This is a genomic window from Pseudomonas sp. PVC-3-1 (assembly GCF_057444315.1).
This window is the reverse complement of record NZ_CM172023.1, coordinates 429,124-448,672: the sequence shown is the minus strand read 5'-3', so window position 1 is coordinate 448,672 and position 19,549 is coordinate 429,124. Positions and strand designations below refer to the sequence as shown.

Genomic DNA, 19,549 nt, shown 5'->3' with positions numbered 1-19,549 from the left:
CTCCTACGAAAGCAAAAAGCCCCGCTCTTTCGGGGTGGGGCTTTCGCATCGTGGGACACCTTCCAGCGCACAAGGATGAGCGACGCGTAGGAGCGGACTCTGTCCGCGATGACTCCACAACGCGCCGGAAACCATCGCGGACGGAGTCCGCTCCTACGAAAGCAAAAAGCCCCGCTCTTTCGGAGCGGGGCTTTCGCATCGTGGGGCGCCTTCCAGCGCACAAGGATGAGCGATGCGTAGGAGCGGACTCCGTCCGCGATGACTCCACAGCGCGCCGGCCCTATCGCGGACGAAGTCCGCTCCTACCAAAGCAAAAAAGCCCGCTCTTTCGGAGCGGGGCTTTCGCATCGTGGGGCACCCTCCAGCGCACAAGGATGAGCGACGCGTAGGAGCGGACTCTGTCCGCGATGACTCCACAGCGCGCCGGAAACCATCGCGGACGGAGTCCGCTCCTACGATCCTTGAATCATCGAAACGGCCCGCGTTGCACGGGCCGCAGGTGTTGGTCAGAACTTGTAGTTCACGCTCGCCACCACGTTACGACGGTCGCCGTAGTAGCAGTAGAAGCCGTCGCAGGTGGAGATGTATTCCTTGTCGAATACGTTGTTGGCGTTCAGCGCGACGTTCAGCCCGTTGAGGCTGTTGTCGAGGCGGCCGAGGTCGTAGTGCACTGCGGCGTCGTAGACGGTGTAGGAACCGGTATCGCCGTCCGACTTGTCGCGCACGTAACCCATGCTGCCGATGGCGATGTTGTGGGTCTCGCCGACGTAGCGGGTGCCGAAGCCCAGGCCGAAGCCGTCGAGCAGGCCGTCATGCCAGGTGTAGTCGGCCCACAGCGAGGCCTGGTTTTCCGGGGTGAGCGGCAGTGGACGGTTCTTGTCCAGCGGGTTGGCGACCTTGGTCATCTTGCTGTTGGCGTAGGTGTAGGCGGCGGTCACCTTGAGGTTCTCGGTGACGTTGCCCACGGCCTCCAGTTCGAAACCACGAACCTGCGCTTCACCCACCGGGCGGCTGATGAAGTCGCTGCCGGTGAGGACGATGTTCTTGCGGGTCAGGTCGTAGACGGCGGCGCTGAGCATCAGGTCGGTGCCCACCGGCTGGTACTTCACGCCCAGCTCGTACTGCTTGCCGGTGCTCGGCTCGAAGGCCGCGCCAGCGGCGCCGCCGGCTTCGGTCTGGAACGACTCGGCATAGGACACGTAGGGCGCCACGCCGTTGTCGAACACGTAACTGAGCGCCGCGTTGCCGCTGAACTGGCTGTCACGACGGGTATCGGTGGCGCCGTTGGCGTTATAGAACTTCGAGCCGGTGTGGGCCCAGTCCTGGCGACCGCCGAGGGTCAGGCGCCAGTTGTCGAGGGCGATCTGGTCCTGGGCGTACAGGCCGGTATCGCGCATCTTCTGGTTGTAGTCGTTGTACGCGGTGTAGACGACGTTGCTGAAGTCCTGGCCGTAGATCGGCTTGCTGATATTGCTGGTCGGCGCGGTGCCGTACAGCCACTTGTAGTTGGTGTTGGCGCGCTGGTGATCCAGGCCCAGCAGCAGGGTGTGCTTGAGCGGGCCGGTGGAGAAGTCGGCCTGCAGGTTGTTGTCGATGGCGAACTGGCTGATGTCTTCATCCACCACGTTGGCGCCACGGGACAGGGTGCCGTCGTCGGCTACCGAGGTCGCGCTGCCGCCGGCGGTGATGCCCTGGAAGGACAGGTCACTCTTGGTGTAGCGCAGGTTCTGGCGGAACTGCCAGACATCATTGATGCGGTGCTCGAAGGCGTACCCCAGGGCGTAGTAGGTCTTGTCGTAGAACTCCCAGTCCGGGTCGCCCAGGTTCTCGTGGTACTTCACCTCGCCCGCCGGGGTGGACAGTTTGGTGCCCTGCAGCGGCAGGAACTGGCTGGTGATGCCGGTATCGTCGCGGTTGAACTGGGAGAGGAAGGTCAGCTTGGTGTCTTCGTCGAAGTTCCAGGTCAGGCTCGGTGCGATGTTGTAGCGCTTGTTGTCGACGTGCTCGACCTGGGTGTTGCTGTCGCGCACGACACCGCTGACGCGGTAGAGCAGGTTGCCGGCGTCGTCGACCTTGCCGGTGCTGTCGAAGGAAATCTGCTTGTGCTCGTAGCTGCCGACCTGCAGCTGTACTTCATGGCTGCTTTCGGCTTCCGGACGGCGGCTGGTCATGTCCAGCAGGCCGCCGGGCGGGGTCTGGCCGTACAGCGAGGACGCCGGGCCGCGCAGCAGGGCAACGCGCTCCAGGTCCCAGGTTTCCAGCTTGGGCATCACGTAGGAGCCCTTGGGCAGCGGCAGGCCGTCGAGGAACTGGGTCGGCTCGAAGCCGCGCACCTTCAACCACTCGGCGCGGGTGTCGTTGCCGTAGCTGCTGGCGATCACGCCGGGCATGTAGCGCACTGCGTCGTCCAGGCTCTGCACATTGCGGTCCTGCATCTGCTCGCGGGTGGCGACGGAGATGGAGCGCGGAGCTTCCAGCAGCGGGGTGTCGGTCTTGGTGCCGGCGCGGGTGCGGGTGGCGAGGTAGCCGACGGCCGGGCCGTCCGGGTCTTCCTGGGTGCCGCTGATGGTGGTGGCGGACATCGACAGGGTGTCGTTGGGCATCGGACGCAGGCTGTAGCTGCCCGATGCGCTTTCCACCAGCTCCAGCCCGCTGCCCTGCAGCGCCTGGCGCAGTGCGCCGGCGGCATCGTAGCGACCCTGCACAGCGTGCGCGCTGCGGCCCTGGGCCAGCGCCGGGTCGAGGCTCAGCGACAGGCCGGCTTCGGCGGCGATGCGGTTGAGGGTGCTGGCCAGCGGGCCGGCGGGCACCTGGTAGTCACGCACGGCGTCGGCGGCGATGGCCGAAGAGGTGGCCAGCAGGATAGCGGTGGCCAGCAGGCAGGGGCGGAGCGACAGTTCGAACGGGCGGCGCATTGAAAACGACTCCTGAATGAAAACGTTTCTCGATGCCTCCTTGCCGGACGAGATTGGTAAAGTGATAGGGCTGACTGAAAAAAATTTCCGGATGGCTTTTCGTAGGACCGAGGGGGGCGCCTAGCCCTTGCTCGCGATTCCCCTTGATGCCTGTGCTTCCGGGAGACTCTGTTCGCGAGCAAGCTCGCTCCTACAGGGGCATCTCAGCTACGCGGCACCACGCGGGACCACCACTGGCCGTGCTTCTCGATACGCACCGGCAGCGTCGGCTCCAGCGAGCTGAGCGCCAGGTCGATGTTCTTCAGCGGGAAGCTGCCGGTGATGCGCAGGTCCGCCAGCGCCGGGTCCACCGCGAGGTAACCGGGGCTGTAGCGCGCCAACTGGTCGACCAACTCGCCCAGGCGCACGTTGTCCACCACCAGCATGCCGTGGGTCCAGGCATCGGCGGTGGCGCTGTTGGCCTCAACTGTGCCGAAGCCATCGGCGCGCACGCGCACCTGCTGGCCCTGGTTGATCACGCGTTCGTCCGGCAGTTGCTCGGGGCGTGCGGCCACGGCGGACTGCAGGACGCTGAGCAGGGTGCTGTCGCCATCATCGCGCTCCACCAGGAAGCGCGTACCGAGGGCGCGCAAACGGCCTTCGTCGGTCTCGACGATGAAGGGGCGGCTATCGCCATGGGCGGTTTCCACCATGATCTCGCCACTGAGCAGGACGATGCGCCGCTGCTCGGCGTCGAAGCGCACATCGACGGCGGTGCGGCTGTTGAGCACCAGCCGGGTGTTGTCCGGCAGGCGCAGTTCGCGCTGCTCGCCGGTGGCGGTCACCAGATCGGAGAAGGCATAGCGCACCGGCGTGTAGCGGTTGCCGACACCCAGCGCCAGCGCGCCGACCAGCAGCAACGACAAGCCGGTGCCCGCCAGGCGGCGGACCTTGCGTCGGGATTCGCCCGGCGAGCGCAGCAAGGCGTTGCGCGCGGCTTTGGGCGCGGCGCCGGCGAGGCTGCGGTCGAGCATGCCCAACTGGCTCCAGGCTCGGGCGTGTTCGCTGTGGGCCGAATGCCAGCGGGCGAAAGCGGCTTCGTCGTCCGGGCGCGATTCGCCGGAGCCCAGGCGCAGCTGCCAGCTGATCGCCTCGTCCAGTATCTGCAGGGAAACCGGTGCCTTCACGTTGGCTCGCCATACAGCGCGATGTAGCACTGGCGCAGGCCCTGGGCGATGTACTGGCGCACGCGCGGCACGGAGACGCCCAGTTGCTCGGCGATCTCGGCGTGGCCCAGGCCGTCCAGGCGGTTGAGCAGGAAGGCACTGCGCGCGCGGGTGGACAGCTTGCCCAGCAGACGGTCGATCTCGCGCAGGTCGGCGAGGATCAGGCAGTGGTCCTCGGCGGAGGGCTGCACCGCTTCGGGCAGGCATTGCAGCTCGTCGAGGTAGGCCTGCTCCAGCGCCACGCGGCGCCAGTGGTCCACCAGCAGGCCCTTGGCGACGGTCACCAGGAAGGCGCGGGGTTCGCGCAGGGAGGGCAGCTCGCGACGGCCGAGCACGCGGACGAAGGTGTCCTGGCTCAGGTCTTCGGCACGCTGCGGACAGCCCAGGCTGCGATTCAGCCAGGCAGTCAGCCAGTCGCGGTGATCGCGATACAAGGCGCCAACGAGTTCGCCGCTACCCATCTGGATGGCCGACAAGCTACTCCCCCAATGATCTCGAATGGGATCAAGTTCAAAAACGATAACTATTCGCAAATGATCGCAAAGTGCAGTCACGCGCGCAATTGGCACCCGTCGGCTTTTGCCGCCAGTCGCCCGGTTTTCGGTGCCGTTCTACAATCCGGCGACCTATTTCGCGGAAAGCCTCGCCATGTCCGACCCCGTGCTAATCATCGGTTCCTTCCTGTCCCCTTATGTGCGCAAGGCGCTGGTCCTGCTGGAAATGAAGGGCGTGGACTACCGCATCGACTCTGTCGTGCCGTTCTTCGGCAATGAAGAGTTCGAGCGCCTGAGCCCGCTGCGCCAGGTGCCAGTGCTGGTGGACGGCGAATTGGTGCTCAACGATTCCTCGGTGATCTGCCAGTACCTGGAGGAGCGTTATCCACAGCCCGCGCTGTATCCCGCGAATATTAACGATCGCGCCCGCGCGCGCTGGATCGAGGAGTTCGCCGACAGCCGCATGGGCCAGGTGGTGATCTGGCAGCTGTTCGACCAACTGGTAATAGGCCGCGGCGTGTGGGGGCGCGAGCCGGATGCGGCGATGCTGGAGAAGACCTACCAGCACGACCTGCCGGCAGTGTTCGATTATCTGGAAGCGCAGTTGCTGGAAAGCGGCTGGCTATTCGGCGAGCTGTCCATCGCTGATATCAGCGTCGCCTGCTTCATGCGCAATGCGCAGTTCGCCCGCTACGAACTGGACGCCCAGCGCTGGCCGAAACTGGCAGCCATGCTCGCGGCGGCCTTCGCGCTGCCGGCGTTCCAGAAGCTCAACCAGTTCGAGCGCGCCATTGCCCGCACGCCGATCCTGCAGCAGCGTGAAGCGTTGATCGCCGCTGGCGCACCGGTCAGCGAGGTCAGCTACATGCGTGAACAGCCGGTGCGCGGGCCGATGAGCCGCAGCTGATCAGGCTTCCCGCAGGAAGCTCCAGAGTCGCTGCGCGACCGGGCCATGGGCGCGGTCGCGCAGGCGCACGGCAACCAGTTCCTCGCGGCGGCCGGGCAGATGCGTTCCAGTAAGATCACGCAGGCGGCCGTCGGCCAGTTCCTCGGCTATCAGGTGGCGCGGCAGGTGGCCCCAGGCCAGGCCGTGCAGCACCAGTTCCTTCTTCATCGCCTGGTCCGGCACCGTGCATTGCGGTGCTCCTTCGAGGGTGAAGAAGTCCACCGGCGGAGAGTGCCGGGCGCTGTCGCGCATCACGCACTGGGTGAGCGAGTGCAGGTGCTCCGGACGGATGTCCGTGGTGACCGTCAGCAGCCCAGGCGCTATCACCGGGATGAAATCCACTTGGCCCAGGTCCAGCCACTCCAGGCGCGGGTCGGCCTTGTCCACACGGTGCAGGATCAGTTCCGCCTCACCGTCGAGCAGCCGCTCCAGCGGGCCACTGACGCTCTCAAAGTAAAGCTGCAGGCGCGTGCGCGGCTGCGTGGCGAAGAAGCGTGCGAGCTTTGCCAACAGGGCAGGGCGGGGGCAGAAGTCGCCGAGTACCACGCGCAGCTCGCTTTCCTCGCCAGTGGCCAGGTGCGTGACGTGGTCCTGCAGGCTGCCCAATTCGCGCAGCAGGCCCTGAGCGCGGCGGTGGAAGGATTCACCGGCGGCGGTCAGGCCGACGCGGTAGCCGCTGCGGTCGAGCAGCGCGAAGCCGAGCTGGCGCTCCAGGCGGGCGACAGCGGCGAAAACCGCCGGGTGGGAGCGGTGCAATTGCTGGGCGGCGGCCTGGAAGCCGCCGGCTTCGACCACGGCGTTGAAGCAGTGCAGGTCGTGCAGGGTGAAATCTGGCATGTCAGCTTTCCTGACAGAGATCATCCAGTCTTTGTAATTTCTTCGAAAGATCAACGCAACTAGCCTCGTCTCCACATTCACTGGAGGACGGCCCGACATGAGCCAGTTGCATTACCTGACCACCACGGACAACACCCGCATCGCCTATCGCCTGGATGGCCCCGCGACACGGCCGCTGCTGGTGCTCTCCAACTCCATCGGCACCGACCTGCATATGTGGGACGGACAGATCGCCGCACTCGCCGAACACTTTCGAGTGCTGCGCTACGACGCCCGCGGCCACGGTGCCTCCAGCGTTCCGCCCGGGCCCTATCCGTTGTCGCGGCTGGGCGAGGACGTGATCGAGTTGCTCGATTGCGTGGGAGTGCAGCGCGCGCATTTCCTCGGTCTTTCCCTGGGCGGTTTCGTCGGTCAATGGCTGGCACTGCATGCAGCGCACCGCATTGAGCGGCTGGTGCTGGCGAACACCTCCGCCTGGCTGGGCCCGCAGGAGCAGTGGGACGCGCGCATTACCGAAGTGCTGGAGGCGGAAGATATGCGGGGCACTGCGGCGACCTTTCTCGCCAACTGGTTCCCGGCGGTCTGGCTGGAAGCGCAGCGAGCAGAGGTCGAACCGTTCCGTGCCACCTTGCTGGCGACCAATCGGCATGGGCTGGCCGGCTCCTTCGCTGCCGTGCAGGAAACTGATCTGCGCAGCGCATTGGGTGATGTCCGCCTGCCCACGCTGGTGATCGCCGGGCAGTTCGACACCGTCACCGTCGCGGATCACAGCGAGCTGATTGCCGAGGCGATCCCCGGTGCGCGCCTGTTCACGCTGCCGGCGGTGCACCTGTCGAACATCGAGTTTCCCCGCGAGTTCGAGGGGGCGGTGCTGGACTTCCTGCTGCAGCCCTGAACGACAAGGCCGCCCCTGGGCGGCCTTGTCGTTTGTCCACAGGCCCAATCATCACCCGCTCAATGGTGCGCAGCGTCTATCGCGATGGGTTCGCCGGATACGTCCGAATAGGCACGCTTGCGGTCGGCCAGGGTGTAGTGGATCAGCGCGCCGAGGCCGGCGCCGAAGAACCAGGAGAACTGCGACAGCGCATCGAACGCCGGAACCAGCGCCAGCACGATGGCGATCAGCGCGGCCGGGACGAACGCGGCCACCGCGCGCAGATTCACGCCGCCGCTGTAGTGGTAGGTCGCCTCATGGCTCTCGCTGTACAGCTCGGGCAGGTTTACCCGGCCACGGCGCACCAGGTAGTAGTCGGTGACGATGATCCCGTACAGCGGGCCGAGCAATGCGCCCAGGCCGCCGAGGAAATACACGATCACCGCCGGGCTGTTGTACAGGTGCCAGGGCAGGATCAGCACCGCGATGGTGGCGCTGAGCAGGCCGGCGCGGCGGAAGTTCAGCAGGTTCGGCGCGAGGTTGGTCAGCACATAGGCCGGGGCGACGAAGTTGGCCATGATGTTCACCGCCACCGTGACGATCAGGAAGGCCAGGCAGGCCAGCACCAGGCCGAAGGTGTTGGGGATGGCGGCGACGATCTCGGTGGGGTTCTGCACCAGCTTGCCGTCGATGCTGAACTGCGCGCCGGCCAGCACCACGGCGATCAGCGCGAAGCCCAGCATGTTCACCGGCAGCCCCCAGAAGTTGCCGACGCTGATGGTGCGGCGGTCCGGGCAGTTGCGGGTGAAATCGCAGAAATTGAGGATCATGGTGCCGTACAGCGAGACCCACAGGGCGGCGGCCCCCAGGACCTTCAGCCACATGGTCGAGCCGGTCGGCGCATTGCCGCTGGACCAGGAGATCGACAGGCCGGCGCGCCAGTACATCCAGCCGGCGAGGCTGGCGAAGGCGATGAGGATGATCGGGCCGGCAAAGGATTCGTAACGGCGCACCATTTCCATGCCGTAGGCGAAGATCACCAGCTGCACGCACCAGATGCCGAGGAAGGTGATCCAGCCGAGGGTCGACAGGCCGAGGATCGAGTCATGGTCGTAGGCTGCAAGGCTGGGTGCGATGGCGCTGAGCAGCACGCGCAGGACCACCGAGGCGAGGTAGGTCTGGATGCCGAACCAGGCGATGGCGATCACCGCGCGGATCAGCGCCGGTACCTGCGCACCGTGGATGCCGAAGCTGATGCGGCACATCACAGGATAGGGCAGGCCGGTCTTCTGGCCCATGTAGCCGGACAGGTTCATCAGCCCGTAGATCACCAGCGCGCCGAGGGCGAAGGCGGCGAGGATCTGTGCGCCGCTCATGCCCAGGGCGAAGAGGCCGATGGCAAAGGAATAGTTGGCGATGTTGTGTACATCGTTGGTCCACAGCGCGAACAGGCTGTAGCGCCCCCAACTGCGGCCGGCAGCCCTGGTCGGGGCCAGGTCTGCGCTGTACAGGCGCGGGCTCAGGGTCGGCGCGGTCGGCTGGGCGGCGGCCGTGCTATCGACAGATTGGACGGAGGCAACGCCGGACAGGTGCGTAGGACTGCTGGTCATGGGCTACTCGGTTTTTGTATGCACGGCTTTTTTGGTTTGTGTGCAAAAGCCAGTTCCGTGCCAGGCCGTCGCGCGCCACGTTCAATCGCTTCCGCGAGCCGCATCTGCAATCGCCTGAAGCCCTTGTTTGGTGCGGTATTGGTGGCTGTCCAAGTGGTCAGGAAATAATTTTCCCATGGCAATCATTGACTTGAGAGTCAGTTATGGCGCGCATGGGAAATGTACGGAATGGGGATTTTGTACACAAAAATTGTGCACAGGCGTTACGCGTCCGGGTTTGTGTGGCAGGAAGGCAATCGCGGACAGAGTCCGCTCCTACACCGGGCCGACCCATTGATGTAGGAGCAACTGTCTTTTTCTGGGGAGTCCGTACTCATTCATCCCCCTCACCCCAGCCCTCTCCCTCAGGGAGGAGAGCAATCCGATCCGGTTGACGCCAGGGTTTCATCCTGCACCGAACGGTCCCCTCTCCCCCCTTGGAGAGGGTTAGGGTGAGGGCCAACCCGAGCGCAGAACTTTCACGTAGGAGCGGACTCCGTCCGCGATAGGGTCGGCATTGCACCGACTCACCACCCGGCGACCATAAAAAAACCGCCCCGGAGGGCGGTTTCTTCAACACATCGCGAAAGTCCTTACAGACCGTTCTTGGCCTTACTCTTTTCCTTGAATTCGCGGCGGCGGCGGTGCAGTACCGGCTCGGTGTAGCCGTTGGGCTGCTTGGTGCCCTCGATGACCAGTTCCAGCGCGGCCTGGAAGGCCACGTTGTCGTCAAAGTTCGGCGCCATCGGGCGGTACTGGGCGTCGCTGGCGTTCTGGCGATCAACCACCGAAGCCATGCGTTTGAGGCTTTCCAGCACCTGCTCCTGGGTCACTACGCCGTGGCGCAGCCAGTTGGCCAGCAGCTGGCTGGAGATGCGCAGGGTAGCGCGGTCTTCCATCAGGCCGACGTCGTTGATGTCCGGCACCTTGGAGCAGCCGACGCCCTGGTCGATCCAGCGGACCACGTAGCCGAGGATGCCCTGGGCGTTGTTGTCCAGCTCGTTCTTGATCTCTTCCGCGCTCCAGTTGGTGTTGGGGGCGAGCGGAATGGTCAGGATGTCGTCCACCGAAGCCGGTGCGCGCTTGGCCAGTTCGGCCTGGCGGGCGAACACGTCGACCTTGTGGTAGTGCAGCGCGTGCAGGGTGGCGGCGGTCGGCGAGGGAACCCAGGCGGTGTTAGCGCCGGCCAGCGGGTGAGCGATCTTCTGCTCGAGCATGGCGGCCATCAGGTCGGGCATGGCCCACATGCCTTTGCCGATCTGGGCCTTGCCCTGCAGGCCGGTAGCCAGGCCGACGTCGACGTTGTTGTTCTCGTAGGAACCGATCCACTTCTCGGTCTTCATGGCGCCCTTGCGCACCATGGCGCCGGCTTCCATGGAGGTGTGGATCTCGTCACCGGTGCGGTCGAGGAAGCCGGTGTTGATGAACACCACGCGCTCGGCGGCGGCCTTGATGCAGGCCTTCAGGTTGACGGTGGTACGGCGCTCTTCGTCCATGATGCCGACTTTCAGCGTGTTGCGCGGCAGGCCCAGCAGGTCCTCGACGCGGCTGAAGATTTCGGCGGCGAAGGCGACTTCTTCCGGGCCGTGCATCTTCGGCTTCACGATGTACACGCTGCCGGTGCGGCTGTTCTTGCGGGTGGCGCTGCCGTTCAGGTTGTGAATGGCGATCAGGCTGGTGAACAGGCCGTCCTGGATGCCTTCGGGCACTTCGTTGCCCTGTGCGTCGAGGATCGCCGGGTTGGTCATCAGGTGGCCAACGTTGCGCACGAACAGCAGGGAGCGGCCATGCAGGCTCAGCTCGGAACCGTCGGCCTTGGTGTAGACGCGATCCGGGTTCATGGTGCGGGTGAAGGTGCTGCCGCCCTTGGAAACCTGTTCGGCGAGGTCGCCTTTCATCAGGCCCAGCCAGTTGCGGTAGACCACGACCTTGTCGTCGGCGTCGACGGCGGCCACGGAGTCTTCGCAGTCCATGATGGTGGTCAGCGCGGACTCCATCAGGACGTCTTTCACGCCAGCGGCGTCGGTCTGGCCGATCGGGCTGGTCGGGTCGATCTGGATTTCGAAGTGCAGGCCGTTGTGCTTGAGCAGCACGGCTTTCGGGTTGGCGGCTTCGCCCTGGAAGGCCAGGAACTGGGCGGCGTTCTTCAGGCCGGTCTCGCTGCCGTTCTTCAGGGTGACGGCCAGTGCGCCGTTCTTCACCACATAGGCGGTGGCGTCGACGTGGGAGCCGGATTCCAGCGCAGCGGCTTCGTCGAGGAAGGCGCGGGCGAAGGCGATGACCTTGTCACCGCGGACCTTGTTGTAGCCCTTGCCCTTCTCGGCGCCGTTCTCTTCGCTGATCGCGTCGGTGCCGTACAGTGCGTCGTACAGCGAGCCCCAGCGGGCGTTGGCGGCGTTCAGGGCGAAGCGCGCGTTCATCACCGGCACCACCAGCTGCGGGCCGGCCATACGGGCGATTTCTTCGTCGACGTTCTGGGTGCTGGCCTGGAAGTCGGCCGGCTCGGGCAGCAGGTAACCGATTTCGTGCAGGAAGGCCTTGTAGGCGGCTGCGTCATGCGGCTTGCCGGCGCGGGCCTGGTGCCAGCCGTCGACTTTTGCCTGGATGTCATCGCGCTTGGCGAGCAGGGCCTTGTTCTTGGGGGCCAGGTCGTTGATTACGGTTTCTACGCCCGCCCAGAACTTGCCGGCTTCGATGCCGGTGCCGGGAATGGCTTCGTTGTTCACGAAGTCGAAAAGGACTTTGGCGACCTGCAGGCCACCGACTTGAACGCGTTCAGTCATTGCTTGCCTCACTCTGCTCAGGACCAGCTCTGGACACAGGCAAAACGCCTTGTAGTCCGAGCCGCGGAATACTACATGATGCCGTGGGAAAAATCAGTGGGCTAGCGTCGCGGTTAGACCAAAGTACGCATATCAGTCACGTAGCAGGTCTTATGTTCGCAAATATCCTCTGGATTGTTCCAGATAAATCTTAAAACTGTACACGCATTACCCGAATGGGTACCTGTGGCACCCCGTCGCAGCCGGCTAACCTCGCCGTGCCTATACTGCTTCTTCCCTCCTGGAGAATCCCGCATGTCCGTGACGCTTGCCACCCCCACCGATCTGGATGACCTGGTTCCGCTGTTTTCCGGCTACCTCGATTTCTACGAGGTGCCTGCGCCCCACGCGAAGATTCGCGAATTCCTCGAGGCGCGTATCGGCAGCGGGCAGTCCACGGTGTTCATCGCGCGCAGCATCGATGGGCTGGCGGTCGGCTTCGTGCAGCTCTACCCGTTCTTCGCTTCGCTGGCGCTGCAGGCGTCCTGGCTGGTCAGTGACCTCTACGTTTTGCCTGCTGCGCGCCGCGACGGTTACGGTGAAGCGCTGATGAACGCCGCCCGCGCCCACGGCGAAGCCACCGGCGCCTGCGGGCTGATGCTGGAGACGGCGAAGACCAACCACGCTGGCCAGTCGCTGTACGAGCGCCTGGGCTACAAGCGGGACGACAAGTTCTACACCTATTGGCTGGACCTCACGGCCTAGCCCTTCGCGGAGACTGCTCATGGACCACCTCGTTTTGACCGTCATCGCCCAGGACCAGCCCGGACTGGTGGAGCGCGTGGCCAAATGCATCGCCGCCCACGGCGGCAACTGGCTGGAAAGCCGCATGTCGCGCATGGCCGGGCAGTTCGCCGGGATCCTTCGCGTAGCCGTGCCCGCCGAGGGCTATGACGAACTGGTGGAAGGCCTGCAGGAGCTGAGCGAACACGGCATTCGCGTGCTGCTGGCGGAGAGCGGCATCGAGCCGGCCTGCAACTGGAAGCCTATTCACCTCGACCTGGTGGGTAACGACCGCCCCGGCATCGTCCGCGATATCACCCAGTTGCTGGCTGAGCACGGGGTGAACCTCGAAAGCCTGACCACCGAGGTGCTGCCGGCGCCGATGAGCAGCGAGCCGCTGTTCCATGCCGAGGCGCTGCTAGCCGTGCCGCTGACCCTGCCGCTGGAAACCCTCCAGCAGAAGCTGGAAGAGCTGGCGGACGACCTGATGGTGGAGCTGAATTTCCACAGCGGGGAATAATCGTCACGCTCTGATCGCCACTCTTGTGGAAAAACCTGTGGGCTCTCTGTTGATGAATTGACAGAGGGCCCATTTCACGTGGGTATCTTGCCAATCTGCTTATCCACTTTCCTCCTCACGGCTGTGCACAGAGTGCGGGGATTGCACCGTGGGCATTCTGTTGATAAGTCGCTGGAGTTCGCAGTTTACGGGGCTTGTAGCGTTGTGGTCGTTTTCTGTACAGCGCGTGCGCGATGGGCGGAGCGCTCCCGGTATTCTCACTGCTGTGCACAATTACGCTGGAAGAGTCTGTGGAGAAGCCGTTCATGGAACGCTGCAGGCAGCGTCGTTTCTGTTCTTCAGGGGGTTGTCCACTTTCTGATCGGGCAGCGCTGAAGCATCCACACGAAGCGGGGATCAGCCTGTGGAAAAGCCGGGGGAATATCCTTGGAGACCAGATATAGCGAGGTCTTCACGATCTTGATCAAGGAATGATCAATTGGCATCGTGCTGTTGGCGAGGAGCCACCGGGAGGAACGGACTGCGGCGGCTTGTGGATGAAACCAGCGTTATCCCCGCATTCGCGGGATGGAGCTGTGGACAAACTGGTGGTGTTCGCCTGCAAGCCACGAAAGACGTGACTTGCAGGCAGTGGATCAATTAATGATCAATCGCCGCGGGAGAGGCGATACCAGATGTCCACGCTGTAGACGACCAGGCCGGCCCAGATGCAGCACAGGGAGATCAGGCGCGTGCTGTCCAGGTGCTCGCCAAACAGCAGAATCGCCTGCAGCAGCACCAGGGTTGGTGCCAGGTACTGCAGGAAGCCCAGGGTCGCGTAAGGCAGGTGGCGCGCGGCCGCGTTGAAGCACACCAGCGGCACCAGGGTGATCGGGCCGGCGGCGGCGAGCCAGATGGCGTCCTTGGTGGTCCAGAAGTCTGCGTGCACGCTCGGGCCATCGGCGAACAGCACGAGGTAGCCGATCGCCAGTGGCAGCAGGATCCAGGTCTCCACCACCAGGCCCGGCAGCGCAGCCACCGGCGCCTGCTTGCGGATCAGCCCGTAGAAGCCGAAGGTCAGCGCCAGTGCCAGCGACACCCACGGCAGGCTGCCCAGTTGCCAGAGCTGCTGTGCAACACCCAGCGCAGCGAGGCCGACTGCGACCCACTGCAGCGGGCGCAGACGTTCGCGCAGGATCACCATTCCCAGCAGCACGTTGATCAGCGGGTTGATGTAATAGCCCAGGCTCGCCTCGATCATGTGGCCGTTGTTCACCGCCCAGACGTAGACCAGCCAATTGCTGGCGATCAGCAGGCCGCTGGCGGTGAGTACGGCGATGCGCTTGGGGTTCTCGCGCAGTTCGCGCCACCACCCGGGGTGCTTCCACACGAGCAATAGGAGAGCGCCGAACACCGCCGACCAGATAGCCCGGTGAGTGATGATTTCCAGGGCGGGGATGCGTTCGAGGAGCTTGAAGTAGATCGGGAAAAGTCCCCAGATGACATAGGCAGTCAAGCCCAGGGCGTAGCCCCGGCGGGGATTGGCGGTGGCCATGGAACATCCTTGGTTAGGCAGCTAATGAGTGGCTGCACAATTCTAGGGCGCTCACGCTGGCTTGTCTGTGCCGCTGCGGCGGATGTCGTCAGGGTCCGAAAGATTCTGCGTAACGTTGCCGTTACGCAGAAGGGCATTGTCTGTAGGAGCGAGCTTGCTCGCGAACCTGTTAGCCGGCGAAATCGGTGTAATGCGGTTCGCGAGCAAGCTCGCTCCTACGAAAAGCAAATAGGGTCGCGGGCGCGGTCAGAACAACCGCAGCGGCTCCTCATCCAGCGCCGCCAGTTGCTCGCGCAGCACCAGCACCTGCTCGCCCCAGTAACGCTCGGTGCCGAACCAGGGGAAGCTCGGCGGGAACGCCGGGTCGTCCCAGCGGCGGGCCAGCCACGCGCTGTAATGCATCAGGCGCAGGGCGCGCAGGCCTTCGATCAGTGGCAGCTCGCGCGGGTCGAAGTCGTGAAACTCCTGGTAGCCGTCGACCAGTTCCGAGAGCTGCCCGAGGCGCTCCTGGCGTTCGCCGGCGAGCATCATCCACAAGTCCTGCACGGCCGGGCCCATGCGGCAATCGTCGAGGTCGACGACGTGGAAGGTCTCGTCGCGGCACAGCAGGTTGCCGGGGTGGCAATCGCCGTGCATGCGGATCGGTGTGTATTTCACCCGGGCGTAGAGGTCGTCGATCTTCTTCAGCAGGTCGCGGGCCACGGATTCGTACGCTGGCAGGAGGCTCTTGGGAATGAAGTTGCCTTCCAGCAGGGTAGCCAGGGACTGATGGCCGAAGTTCTGCGGTGTCAGCGACTCACGGTGCTCGAACGGGCGGCTGGCGCCCACGGCGTGCAGGCGTCCGAGCAATTGGCCGAGGCGATAGAGCTGGTCGAGATTGCCCGGCTCCGGCGCGCGGCCACCGCGGCGGGGGAACAGCGTGAAGCGGAAGCCGGCGTGCTCGAAGAGGGTCTTGCCCTCATGCACCAGCGGTGCAACCACCGGGACTTCGCATTCGGCCAGTTCGGCGGAGAAGGCGTGCTCCTCCAGGATCGCCTCGGTGGTCCAGCGCCCGGGACGGTAGAACTTGGCGATCAGCGGCTCGCTGTCCTCGATGCCTACCTGGTAGACGCGGTTCTCGTAGCTGTTGAGCGCGAGTACGCGGGCATCGCTGAGGAAGCCGATGCTTTCCACTGCATCCAGTACCAGATCGGGCGTGAGGTCGGAAAATGGATGAGACATGGCGACGATCCAGCAGTGGTAAAGCTGCCTAGTGTACCCAGTCCACCGATAATGGGTGGGAAGTCGCCTCAGTGGTCGGAGCAGTGCTTGCCCAGGTACTCGACGAAGTCCGTGGCCAGCGCCCGGCGCTCACCCTTCACCAGGGTCAGTTTCTGCATCGAGCGGGCTTTGCATTCGACCACTTGCGCCGGTTTGTCCGAGCTGTGCAGCGGCGTCAGCAGCAGGTCGTAGGGCGTGCCTTGGCGGACCTGCTCGGCCAGTTCCTCCTCGCCGCCACCGATCAGCAGCACCTTGTTGCGGGTGTCGATCTGGTACTGGTCCACCAGCGGCTCCAGCATGGGCATCAGATCGTTGCTGGCGCCGACTCGCAGTACGTCAGGGCCGGCCTGGCTGGCGAAGGGCAGGAGCAGCAGGGCGAGCAGTAGCAGTGGGCGGCGCATGGTGGGGCTCCGATTGGCCGAAGCCCGCCCGGCGTGGGCGGGACTCTGGCGGTTATTGGAGCGCGGCGCGACGTCCTGGGGCTTGATATGAGGCAGGGAAACTCATGTGACGGGGAGACTATAGCGGCGTGCCGAGGATCACCTGCGCCGGGGAGAACTGCGCGCGGACCGCCGAACCGGGTTTCAGCCCGAGGATGTCGATGCGCTCGGGGTCGGTCAGGGCGCAGAGCATCTGCCCGCTGGGCAGTTGAATGCGTACTTCGCTGGGGCCGTCGTCGGCTTCGCGGATGTCATCGATATGGCCTTCCAGCGCATTCAGCCCTTCCGGGCAGGGGATGTGCGGCAGGTCGACATAGAGCCAGCCGGCCTTCATCAGTGCGACCACCGGCACGCCGTCGGCCAGTTCCAGCTTCTCGGTGCTCTCGCGGGTGACTCGCGCCTGGATGCGCGCGCCACCGGGCAATTCGATGCTCACCAGGTCATTGAGGCCGGAGGGTTCCACCTGAATGACGCGGCCGTGCAGCTGGTTGCGCGCGCTGGTGCGCATCATCAGGCGGCCGATCAGCTCCAGGTCGGCCTGGTGCTCGACGTGCTCGACGATGTGCTCGCGCAGGGCTTCCAGGCGCTGGTACAGCGCCAGCAGGCGCTCGCCCTCGGTGGTCAGGCGCGCTCCGCCGCCGCCTTTGCCGCCGACGCTGCGTTCCACCAGCGGGCGGTCGGAGAGGTTGTTCAGTTCATCGATGGCGTCCCAGGCGGTCTTGTAGCTCATCCCGGCGGCCTTGGCGGCATGGGTGATCGAGCCGAGCTGGGCGATCTGGGCCAGCAGGGCAATGCGCTGCGGGCGGCGAGTAACGTGTTGGGTCAACAGGCTGAGGGTGGTCATGGTTTCGCGGGTGCTTATTGGTATGCAGCGAGGCTCCGTTGCTGGCGGGCAAAACGCAAGGGGCAGATGTCGGGAATGTGGCCCAACGGTCGTCTATTCCGGGGCTGGCGTGCGCGCCAGGCAGTAGACGTCGACTCGCCGCGCCCCCGCATGGCGCAGCAGGCGGGCGATGCGCTCGGCGGTGGCGCCGGTGGTGAGCACGTCGTCCACCAGTGCCAGGTGCAGGCCTTCAACGCTCGCGCCAGCGGCCAGGGCGAAGGCGTTTCGCAGGTTGCGCTTGCGGGTAATGGCGTCCAGGCCCTGCTGGGGCGGCGTATCCTGCGTGCGACGGAGAAGGTGGTTATCCACAGGCAGGCGCAGGGGGGTGGCCAGCCAGTCCGCCAGCAGTTGCGCCTGGTTGAAGCCGCGTTGCCGCTCGCGACGGCGCGAGAGCGGCACGGGGACCAGCCGGTCGGGACGCGTCAGCCCGTCTCCGTACGCGTGCAGCAGATGGCGTTCCAGCAACTGGCCGAGCAATCGGCCCAGCGGTGCATTGGCCTGGTGCTTGAAGCGCGTGACCAGCGCGTCGACGGGGAAGCCGTAGCGCAGTGGTGTTTCGACGCGATGGAAAGCCGGTGCGCGGCGCAGGCATTGGCCGCAGGTCAGGCCGGAAGCCGGCAGGGGAAGGGCGCATACCGTGCACTGCCCGGCAAGCCATGGCAGGTCGTCGTCACAGCCGGCGCAGAGCGGCAGGGCGGCCTGTTCGGCCGTGGCTCCGCAGAGCAGGCATTGCACCCGAGGGCGCCACCAGACGGGACGCCATTGCAACAACCGCATTCAGCCCCTCCATGGGCGGGCGGTCAGCGGGAGCGACTCAGTGAATCAGCCAGCTCAGCACCACCAGGCCCAGCACCGTCCAGATCAGCCCGCCAAAGATCGAGCGCCGCAGAAAAGCGCGGACGCCACTGTAGAGCAGCAGCAGGCCGATGAAGAGCAGGACGAAGCTGAAGATCGAGACGTCGATTCCGACAGCCCGCGCCAAGCCGTGGAAGAAGTCGTCCATGGCGCGCCACAAGCCGCCGAGCACGCCCGACAGCAGATCGACGATAAAGCGGATGGCCTTGCCGACCATCTGGCCGAGGCCGTCGAAGAATCCTTCTGTTCCCATCTGGGGTATGACTCCTGAGTGTTCTGCCTGATTGGAGCGGCAAGTGGCTGGATCGGTTCAGCCGCAACCGCAACGGGATTGCTGCTGTTGATCAATAAATGGTCACTTGTCTACCTGTGTCGCAAGAGTGGTTGACAGCGTCACAGCTCCACATATGATGCCTTGAGCCTGATTTCCCCGGTGGCGCGCCGCCGGGGCACCTTAGACAAGAGGCGCCCCCAAGCGTCGAAGGACTTTGCCGATGAGTGCCACCGCAGCCCAAGTAACCCGCCACGACTGGACCCTTGCCGAAGTCCGCGCCCTGTTCGAACAGCCTTTCAACGATTTGCTGTTCCAGGCGCAGACGATGCACCGCGCGCATTTCGACCCGAACCGCGTACAGGTTTCTACCCTGCTGTCGATCAAGACCGGCGCCTGCCCGGAAGACTGCAAATATTGCCCGCAGTCCGGCCACTACAACACCGGCCTGGACAAGGAAAAGCTGATGGAAGTGCAGAAGGTGCTGCAGGCCGCTGCTGAAGCCAAGGCCATCGGCTCGACGCGCTTCTGCATGGGCGCTGCCTGGAAGCATCCTTCGGCGAAGGACATGCCCTACGTGCTGGAAATGGTGAAGGGCGTGAAGAAGCTTGGCCTGGAAACCTGCATGACCCTGGGCAAGCTGACCCAGGAGCAGACCCAGTCGCTGGCCGAAGCGGGCCTGGACTACTACAACCACAACCTCGATACCTCGCCGGAGTTCTACGGCAACATCATCACCACCCGCACCTACAGCGAGCGCCTGCAGACCCTGGCGTACGTGCGCGAGGCGGGCATGAAGATCTGCTCCGGCGGCATCCTCGGCATGGGCGAGTCGGTGGACGACCGTGCTGGCCTGCTGATCCAGCTGGCCAACCTGCCCGAGCATCCGGAGTCGGTGCCGATCAACATGCTGGTAAAGGTGAAGGGCACCCCGCTGGCCGAGGAGAAGGACGTCGATCCGTTCGACTTCATCCGTACCCTGGCGGTCGCCCGCATCATGATGCCGAAATCCCACGTGCGCCTGTCCGCCGGCCGCGAGCAGATGAACGAGCAGATGCAGGCCCTGGCTTTCATGGCTGGCGCCAACTCGATCTTCTACGGCGAGAAGCTGCTGACCACCACCAACCCGCAGGCCGAGAAGGACATGCAGCTGTTCGCACGCCTGGGCATCAAGCCCGAGGAGCGCGAGGAGCACGCCGACGAGGTGCACCAGGCCGCCATCGAGCAGGCGCTGGTGGAACAACGCGACTCCCAGCTGTTCTATAACGCGGCTTCGGCCTGACCGCCCTTGATGTAGGAGCGAGCTTGCTCGCGAACAGTC

The 19,549-nt window shown here is 64.8% G+C and carries 17 protein-coding genes; 5 read left to right on the top strand and 12 right to left on the bottom strand.

Annotated elements, in window-relative coordinates; translation table 11 throughout:
• Nucleotides 1-506: 506 nt before the first annotated feature.
• The 3 genes from AC2T4A_RS02190 to AC2T4A_RS02180 all read right to left on the bottom strand — a co-directional run bounded on the left by AC2T4A_RS02190 (nucleotide 507) and on the right by AC2T4A_RS02180 (nucleotide 4,581).
• On the bottom strand, nucleotides 507-2,915 hold the full coding sequence (locus AC2T4A_RS02190) for a TonB-dependent siderophore receptor (RefSeq protein ID WP_486742645.1): 2,409 nt from the start codon (nucleotides 2,913-2,915) through the stop codon (nucleotides 507-509).
• Between the two features lie 203 nt (nucleotides 2,916-3,118).
• A complete protein-coding gene (locus tag AC2T4A_RS02185; RefSeq protein ID WP_486742644.1) occupies nucleotides 3,119-4,081 on the bottom strand; it encodes a FecR domain-containing protein in 963 nt (320 codons plus the stop codon).
• The gene (locus AC2T4A_RS02180) at nucleotides 4,078-4,581 is read right to left on the bottom strand and encodes an RNA polymerase sigma factor (RefSeq protein ID WP_416744360.1); all 504 of its coding nucleotides are present in this window, start codon (nucleotides 4,579-4,581) and stop codon (nucleotides 4,078-4,080) included. The genes AC2T4A_RS02185 and AC2T4A_RS02180 overlap by 4 nt, the downstream gene beginning before the upstream one ends.
• A gap of 187 nt (nucleotides 4,582-4,768) precedes the next feature.
• Between AC2T4A_RS02180 and AC2T4A_RS02175 the strand changes: the two genes are divergently transcribed.
• Nucleotides 4,769-5,521, top strand: coding sequence for a glutathione S-transferase family protein (locus tag AC2T4A_RS02175; RefSeq protein ID WP_416743469.1), 753 nt, complete (start codon nucleotides 4,769-4,771; stop codon nucleotides 5,519-5,521).
• On the opposite strand, the gene AC2T4A_RS02170 is transcribed toward AC2T4A_RS02175, so the two are convergent.
• The gene (locus tag AC2T4A_RS02170; RefSeq protein ID WP_486742643.1) at nucleotides 5,522-6,397 is read right to left on the bottom strand and encodes a LysR family transcriptional regulator; all 876 of its coding nucleotides are present in this window, start codon (nucleotides 6,395-6,397) and stop codon (nucleotides 5,522-5,524) included.
• Nucleotides 6,398-6,494: 97 nt separating this feature from the next.
• Here AC2T4A_RS02170 and pcaD point away from each other — a divergent pair, with 97 nt between their 5' ends.
• On the top strand, nucleotides 6,495-7,292 hold the full coding sequence (gene pcaD, locus AC2T4A_RS02165) for a 3-oxoadipate enol-lactonase (RefSeq protein WP_416743466.1): 798 nt from the start codon (nucleotides 6,495-6,497) through the stop codon (nucleotides 7,290-7,292).
• Nucleotides 7,293-7,351: 59 nt separating this feature from the next.
• On the opposite strand, the gene AC2T4A_RS02160 is transcribed toward pcaD, so the two are convergent.
• Nucleotides 7,352-8,881: an NCS1 family nucleobase:cation symporter-1 gene (locus AC2T4A_RS02160; RefSeq protein WP_486742642.1), complete on the bottom strand. Its 1,530-nt coding sequence runs from the start codon at nucleotides 8,879-8,881 to the stop codon at nucleotides 7,352-7,354.
• Nucleotides 8,882-9,513: 632 nt separating this feature from the next.
• Complete coding sequence (locus AC2T4A_RS02155; RefSeq protein ID WP_486742641.1) at nucleotides 9,514-11,703, bottom strand: malate synthase G; 2,190 nt, start codon at nucleotides 11,701-11,703, stop codon at nucleotides 9,514-9,516.
• Nucleotides 11,704-11,997: 294 nt separating this feature from the next.
• Between AC2T4A_RS02155 and AC2T4A_RS02150 the strand changes: the two genes are divergently transcribed.
• The gene (locus tag AC2T4A_RS02150) at nucleotides 11,998-12,447 is read left to right on the top strand and encodes a GNAT family N-acetyltransferase (RefSeq protein ID WP_416743460.1); all 450 of its coding nucleotides are present in this window, start codon (nucleotides 11,998-12,000) and stop codon (nucleotides 12,445-12,447) included.
• 19 nt (nucleotides 12,448-12,466) lie between these two features.
• The gene (locus AC2T4A_RS02145) at nucleotides 12,467-12,985 is read left to right on the top strand and encodes a glycine cleavage system transcriptional repressor (RefSeq protein ID WP_045212798.1); all 519 of its coding nucleotides are present in this window, start codon (nucleotides 12,467-12,469) and stop codon (nucleotides 12,983-12,985) included.
• Nucleotides 12,986-13,631: 646 nt separating this feature from the next.
• Here the strand turns inward: AC2T4A_RS02145 and rarD are convergent.
• From rarD to AC2T4A_RS02115, 6 genes are all read right to left on the bottom strand, one after another.
• Nucleotides 13,632-14,519: an EamA family transporter RarD gene (rarD, locus tag AC2T4A_RS02140; protein ID WP_416743458.1), complete on the bottom strand. Its 888-nt coding sequence runs from the start codon at nucleotides 14,517-14,519 to the stop codon at nucleotides 13,632-13,634.
• Between the two features lie 246 nt (nucleotides 14,520-14,765).
• Complete coding sequence (locus tag AC2T4A_RS02135; RefSeq protein ID WP_416743456.1) at nucleotides 14,766-15,740, bottom strand: serine/threonine protein kinase; 975 nt, start codon at nucleotides 15,738-15,740, stop codon at nucleotides 14,766-14,768.
• Between the two features lie 68 nt (nucleotides 15,741-15,808).
• On the bottom strand, nucleotides 15,809-16,180 hold the full coding sequence (locus AC2T4A_RS02130; protein WP_416743454.1) for a substrate-binding domain-containing protein: 372 nt from the start codon (nucleotides 16,178-16,180) through the stop codon (nucleotides 15,809-15,811).
• Nucleotides 16,181-16,298: 118 nt separating this feature from the next.
• Nucleotides 16,299-17,063 (bottom strand): TOBE domain-containing protein, encoded by a 765-nt coding sequence (locus AC2T4A_RS02125; protein ID WP_416743452.1) that lies wholly within the window; start codon nucleotides 17,061-17,063, stop codon nucleotides 16,299-16,301.
• Nucleotides 17,064-17,156: 93 nt separating this feature from the next.
• Nucleotides 17,157-17,879 carry a ComFC family protein gene (locus AC2T4A_RS02120; protein WP_416743450.1) on the bottom strand — a complete coding sequence of 241 codons (723 nt, stop codon included), beginning with the start codon at nucleotides 17,877-17,879 and terminating at the stop codon, nucleotides 17,157-17,159.
• 37 nt (nucleotides 17,880-17,916) lie between these two features.
• Entirely contained in the window at nucleotides 17,917-18,210 is a 294-nt protein-coding gene (locus AC2T4A_RS02115) for a hypothetical protein (RefSeq protein ID WP_416743448.1), read from the bottom strand.
• A 241-nt stretch (nucleotides 18,211-18,451) separates the two neighbouring features.
• On the opposite strand from AC2T4A_RS02115, the gene bioB reads away from it, so the two are divergent.
• Complete coding sequence (gene bioB / locus AC2T4A_RS02110) at nucleotides 18,452-19,510, top strand: biotin synthase BioB (protein WP_054907998.1); 1,059 nt, start codon at nucleotides 18,452-18,454, stop codon at nucleotides 19,508-19,510.
• Nucleotides 19,511-19,549 lie beyond the last annotated feature (39 nt).

What these genes read in the sequence shown, in the direction of transcription:
- AC2T4A_RS02135 (WP_416743456.1), bottom strand. Translation starts at nt 15,740, where the DNA reads ATGTCTCATCCATTTTCCGACCTCACGCCCGATCTGGTACTGGATGCA.
- AC2T4A_RS02120 (WP_416743450.1), bottom strand. Translation starts at nt 17,879, where the DNA reads ATGCGGTTGTTGCAATGGCGTCCCGTCTGGTGGCGCCCTCGGGTGCAA.
- AC2T4A_RS02180 (WP_416744360.1), bottom strand. Translation starts at nt 4,581, where the DNA reads ATGGGTAGCGGCGAACTCGTTGGCGCCTTGTATCGCGATCACCGCGAC.
- AC2T4A_RS02155 (WP_486742641.1), bottom strand. Translation starts at nt 11,703, where the DNA reads ATGACTGAACGCGTTCAAGTCGGTGGCCTGCAGGTCGCCAAAGTCCTT.
- bioB (WP_054907998.1), top strand. Translation starts at nt 18,452, where the DNA reads ATGAGTGCCACCGCAGCCCAAGTAACCCGCCACGACTGGACCCTTGCC.
- AC2T4A_RS02160 (WP_486742642.1), bottom strand. Translation starts at nt 8,881, where the DNA reads ATGACCAGCAGTCCTACGCACCTGTCCGGCGTTGCCTCCGTCCAATCT.
- pcaD (WP_416743466.1), top strand. Translation starts at nt 6,495, where the DNA reads ATGAGCCAGTTGCATTACCTGACCACCACGGACAACACCCGCATCGCC.
- AC2T4A_RS02175 (WP_416743469.1), top strand. Translation starts at nt 4,769, where the DNA reads ATGTCCGACCCCGTGCTAATCATCGGTTCCTTCCTGTCCCCTTATGTG.
- rarD (WP_416743458.1), bottom strand. Translation starts at nt 14,519, where the DNA reads ATGGCCACCGCCAATCCCCGCCGGGGCTACGCCCTGGGCTTGACTGCC.
- AC2T4A_RS02170 (WP_486742643.1), bottom strand. Translation starts at nt 6,397, where the DNA reads ATGCCAGATTTCACCCTGCACGACCTGCACTGCTTCAACGCCGTGGTC.
- AC2T4A_RS02130 (WP_416743454.1), bottom strand. Translation starts at nt 16,180, where the DNA reads ATGCGCCGCCCACTGCTACTGCTCGCCCTGCTGCTCCTGCCCTTCGCC.
- AC2T4A_RS02125 (WP_416743452.1), bottom strand. Translation starts at nt 17,063, where the DNA reads ATGACCACCCTCAGCCTGTTGACCCAACACGTTACTCGCCGCCCGCAG.
- AC2T4A_RS02115 (WP_416743448.1), bottom strand. Translation starts at nt 18,210, where the DNA reads ATGGGAACAGAAGGATTCTTCGACGGCCTCGGCCAGATGGTCGGCAAG.
- AC2T4A_RS02145 (WP_045212798.1), top strand. Translation starts at nt 12,467, where the DNA reads ATGGACCACCTCGTTTTGACCGTCATCGCCCAGGACCAGCCCGGACTG.
- AC2T4A_RS02150 (WP_416743460.1), top strand. Translation starts at nt 11,998, where the DNA reads ATGTCCGTGACGCTTGCCACCCCCACCGATCTGGATGACCTGGTTCCG.
- AC2T4A_RS02190 (WP_486742645.1), bottom strand. Translation starts at nt 2,915, where the DNA reads ATGCGCCGCCCGTTCGAACTGTCGCTCCGCCCCTGCCTGCTGGCCACC.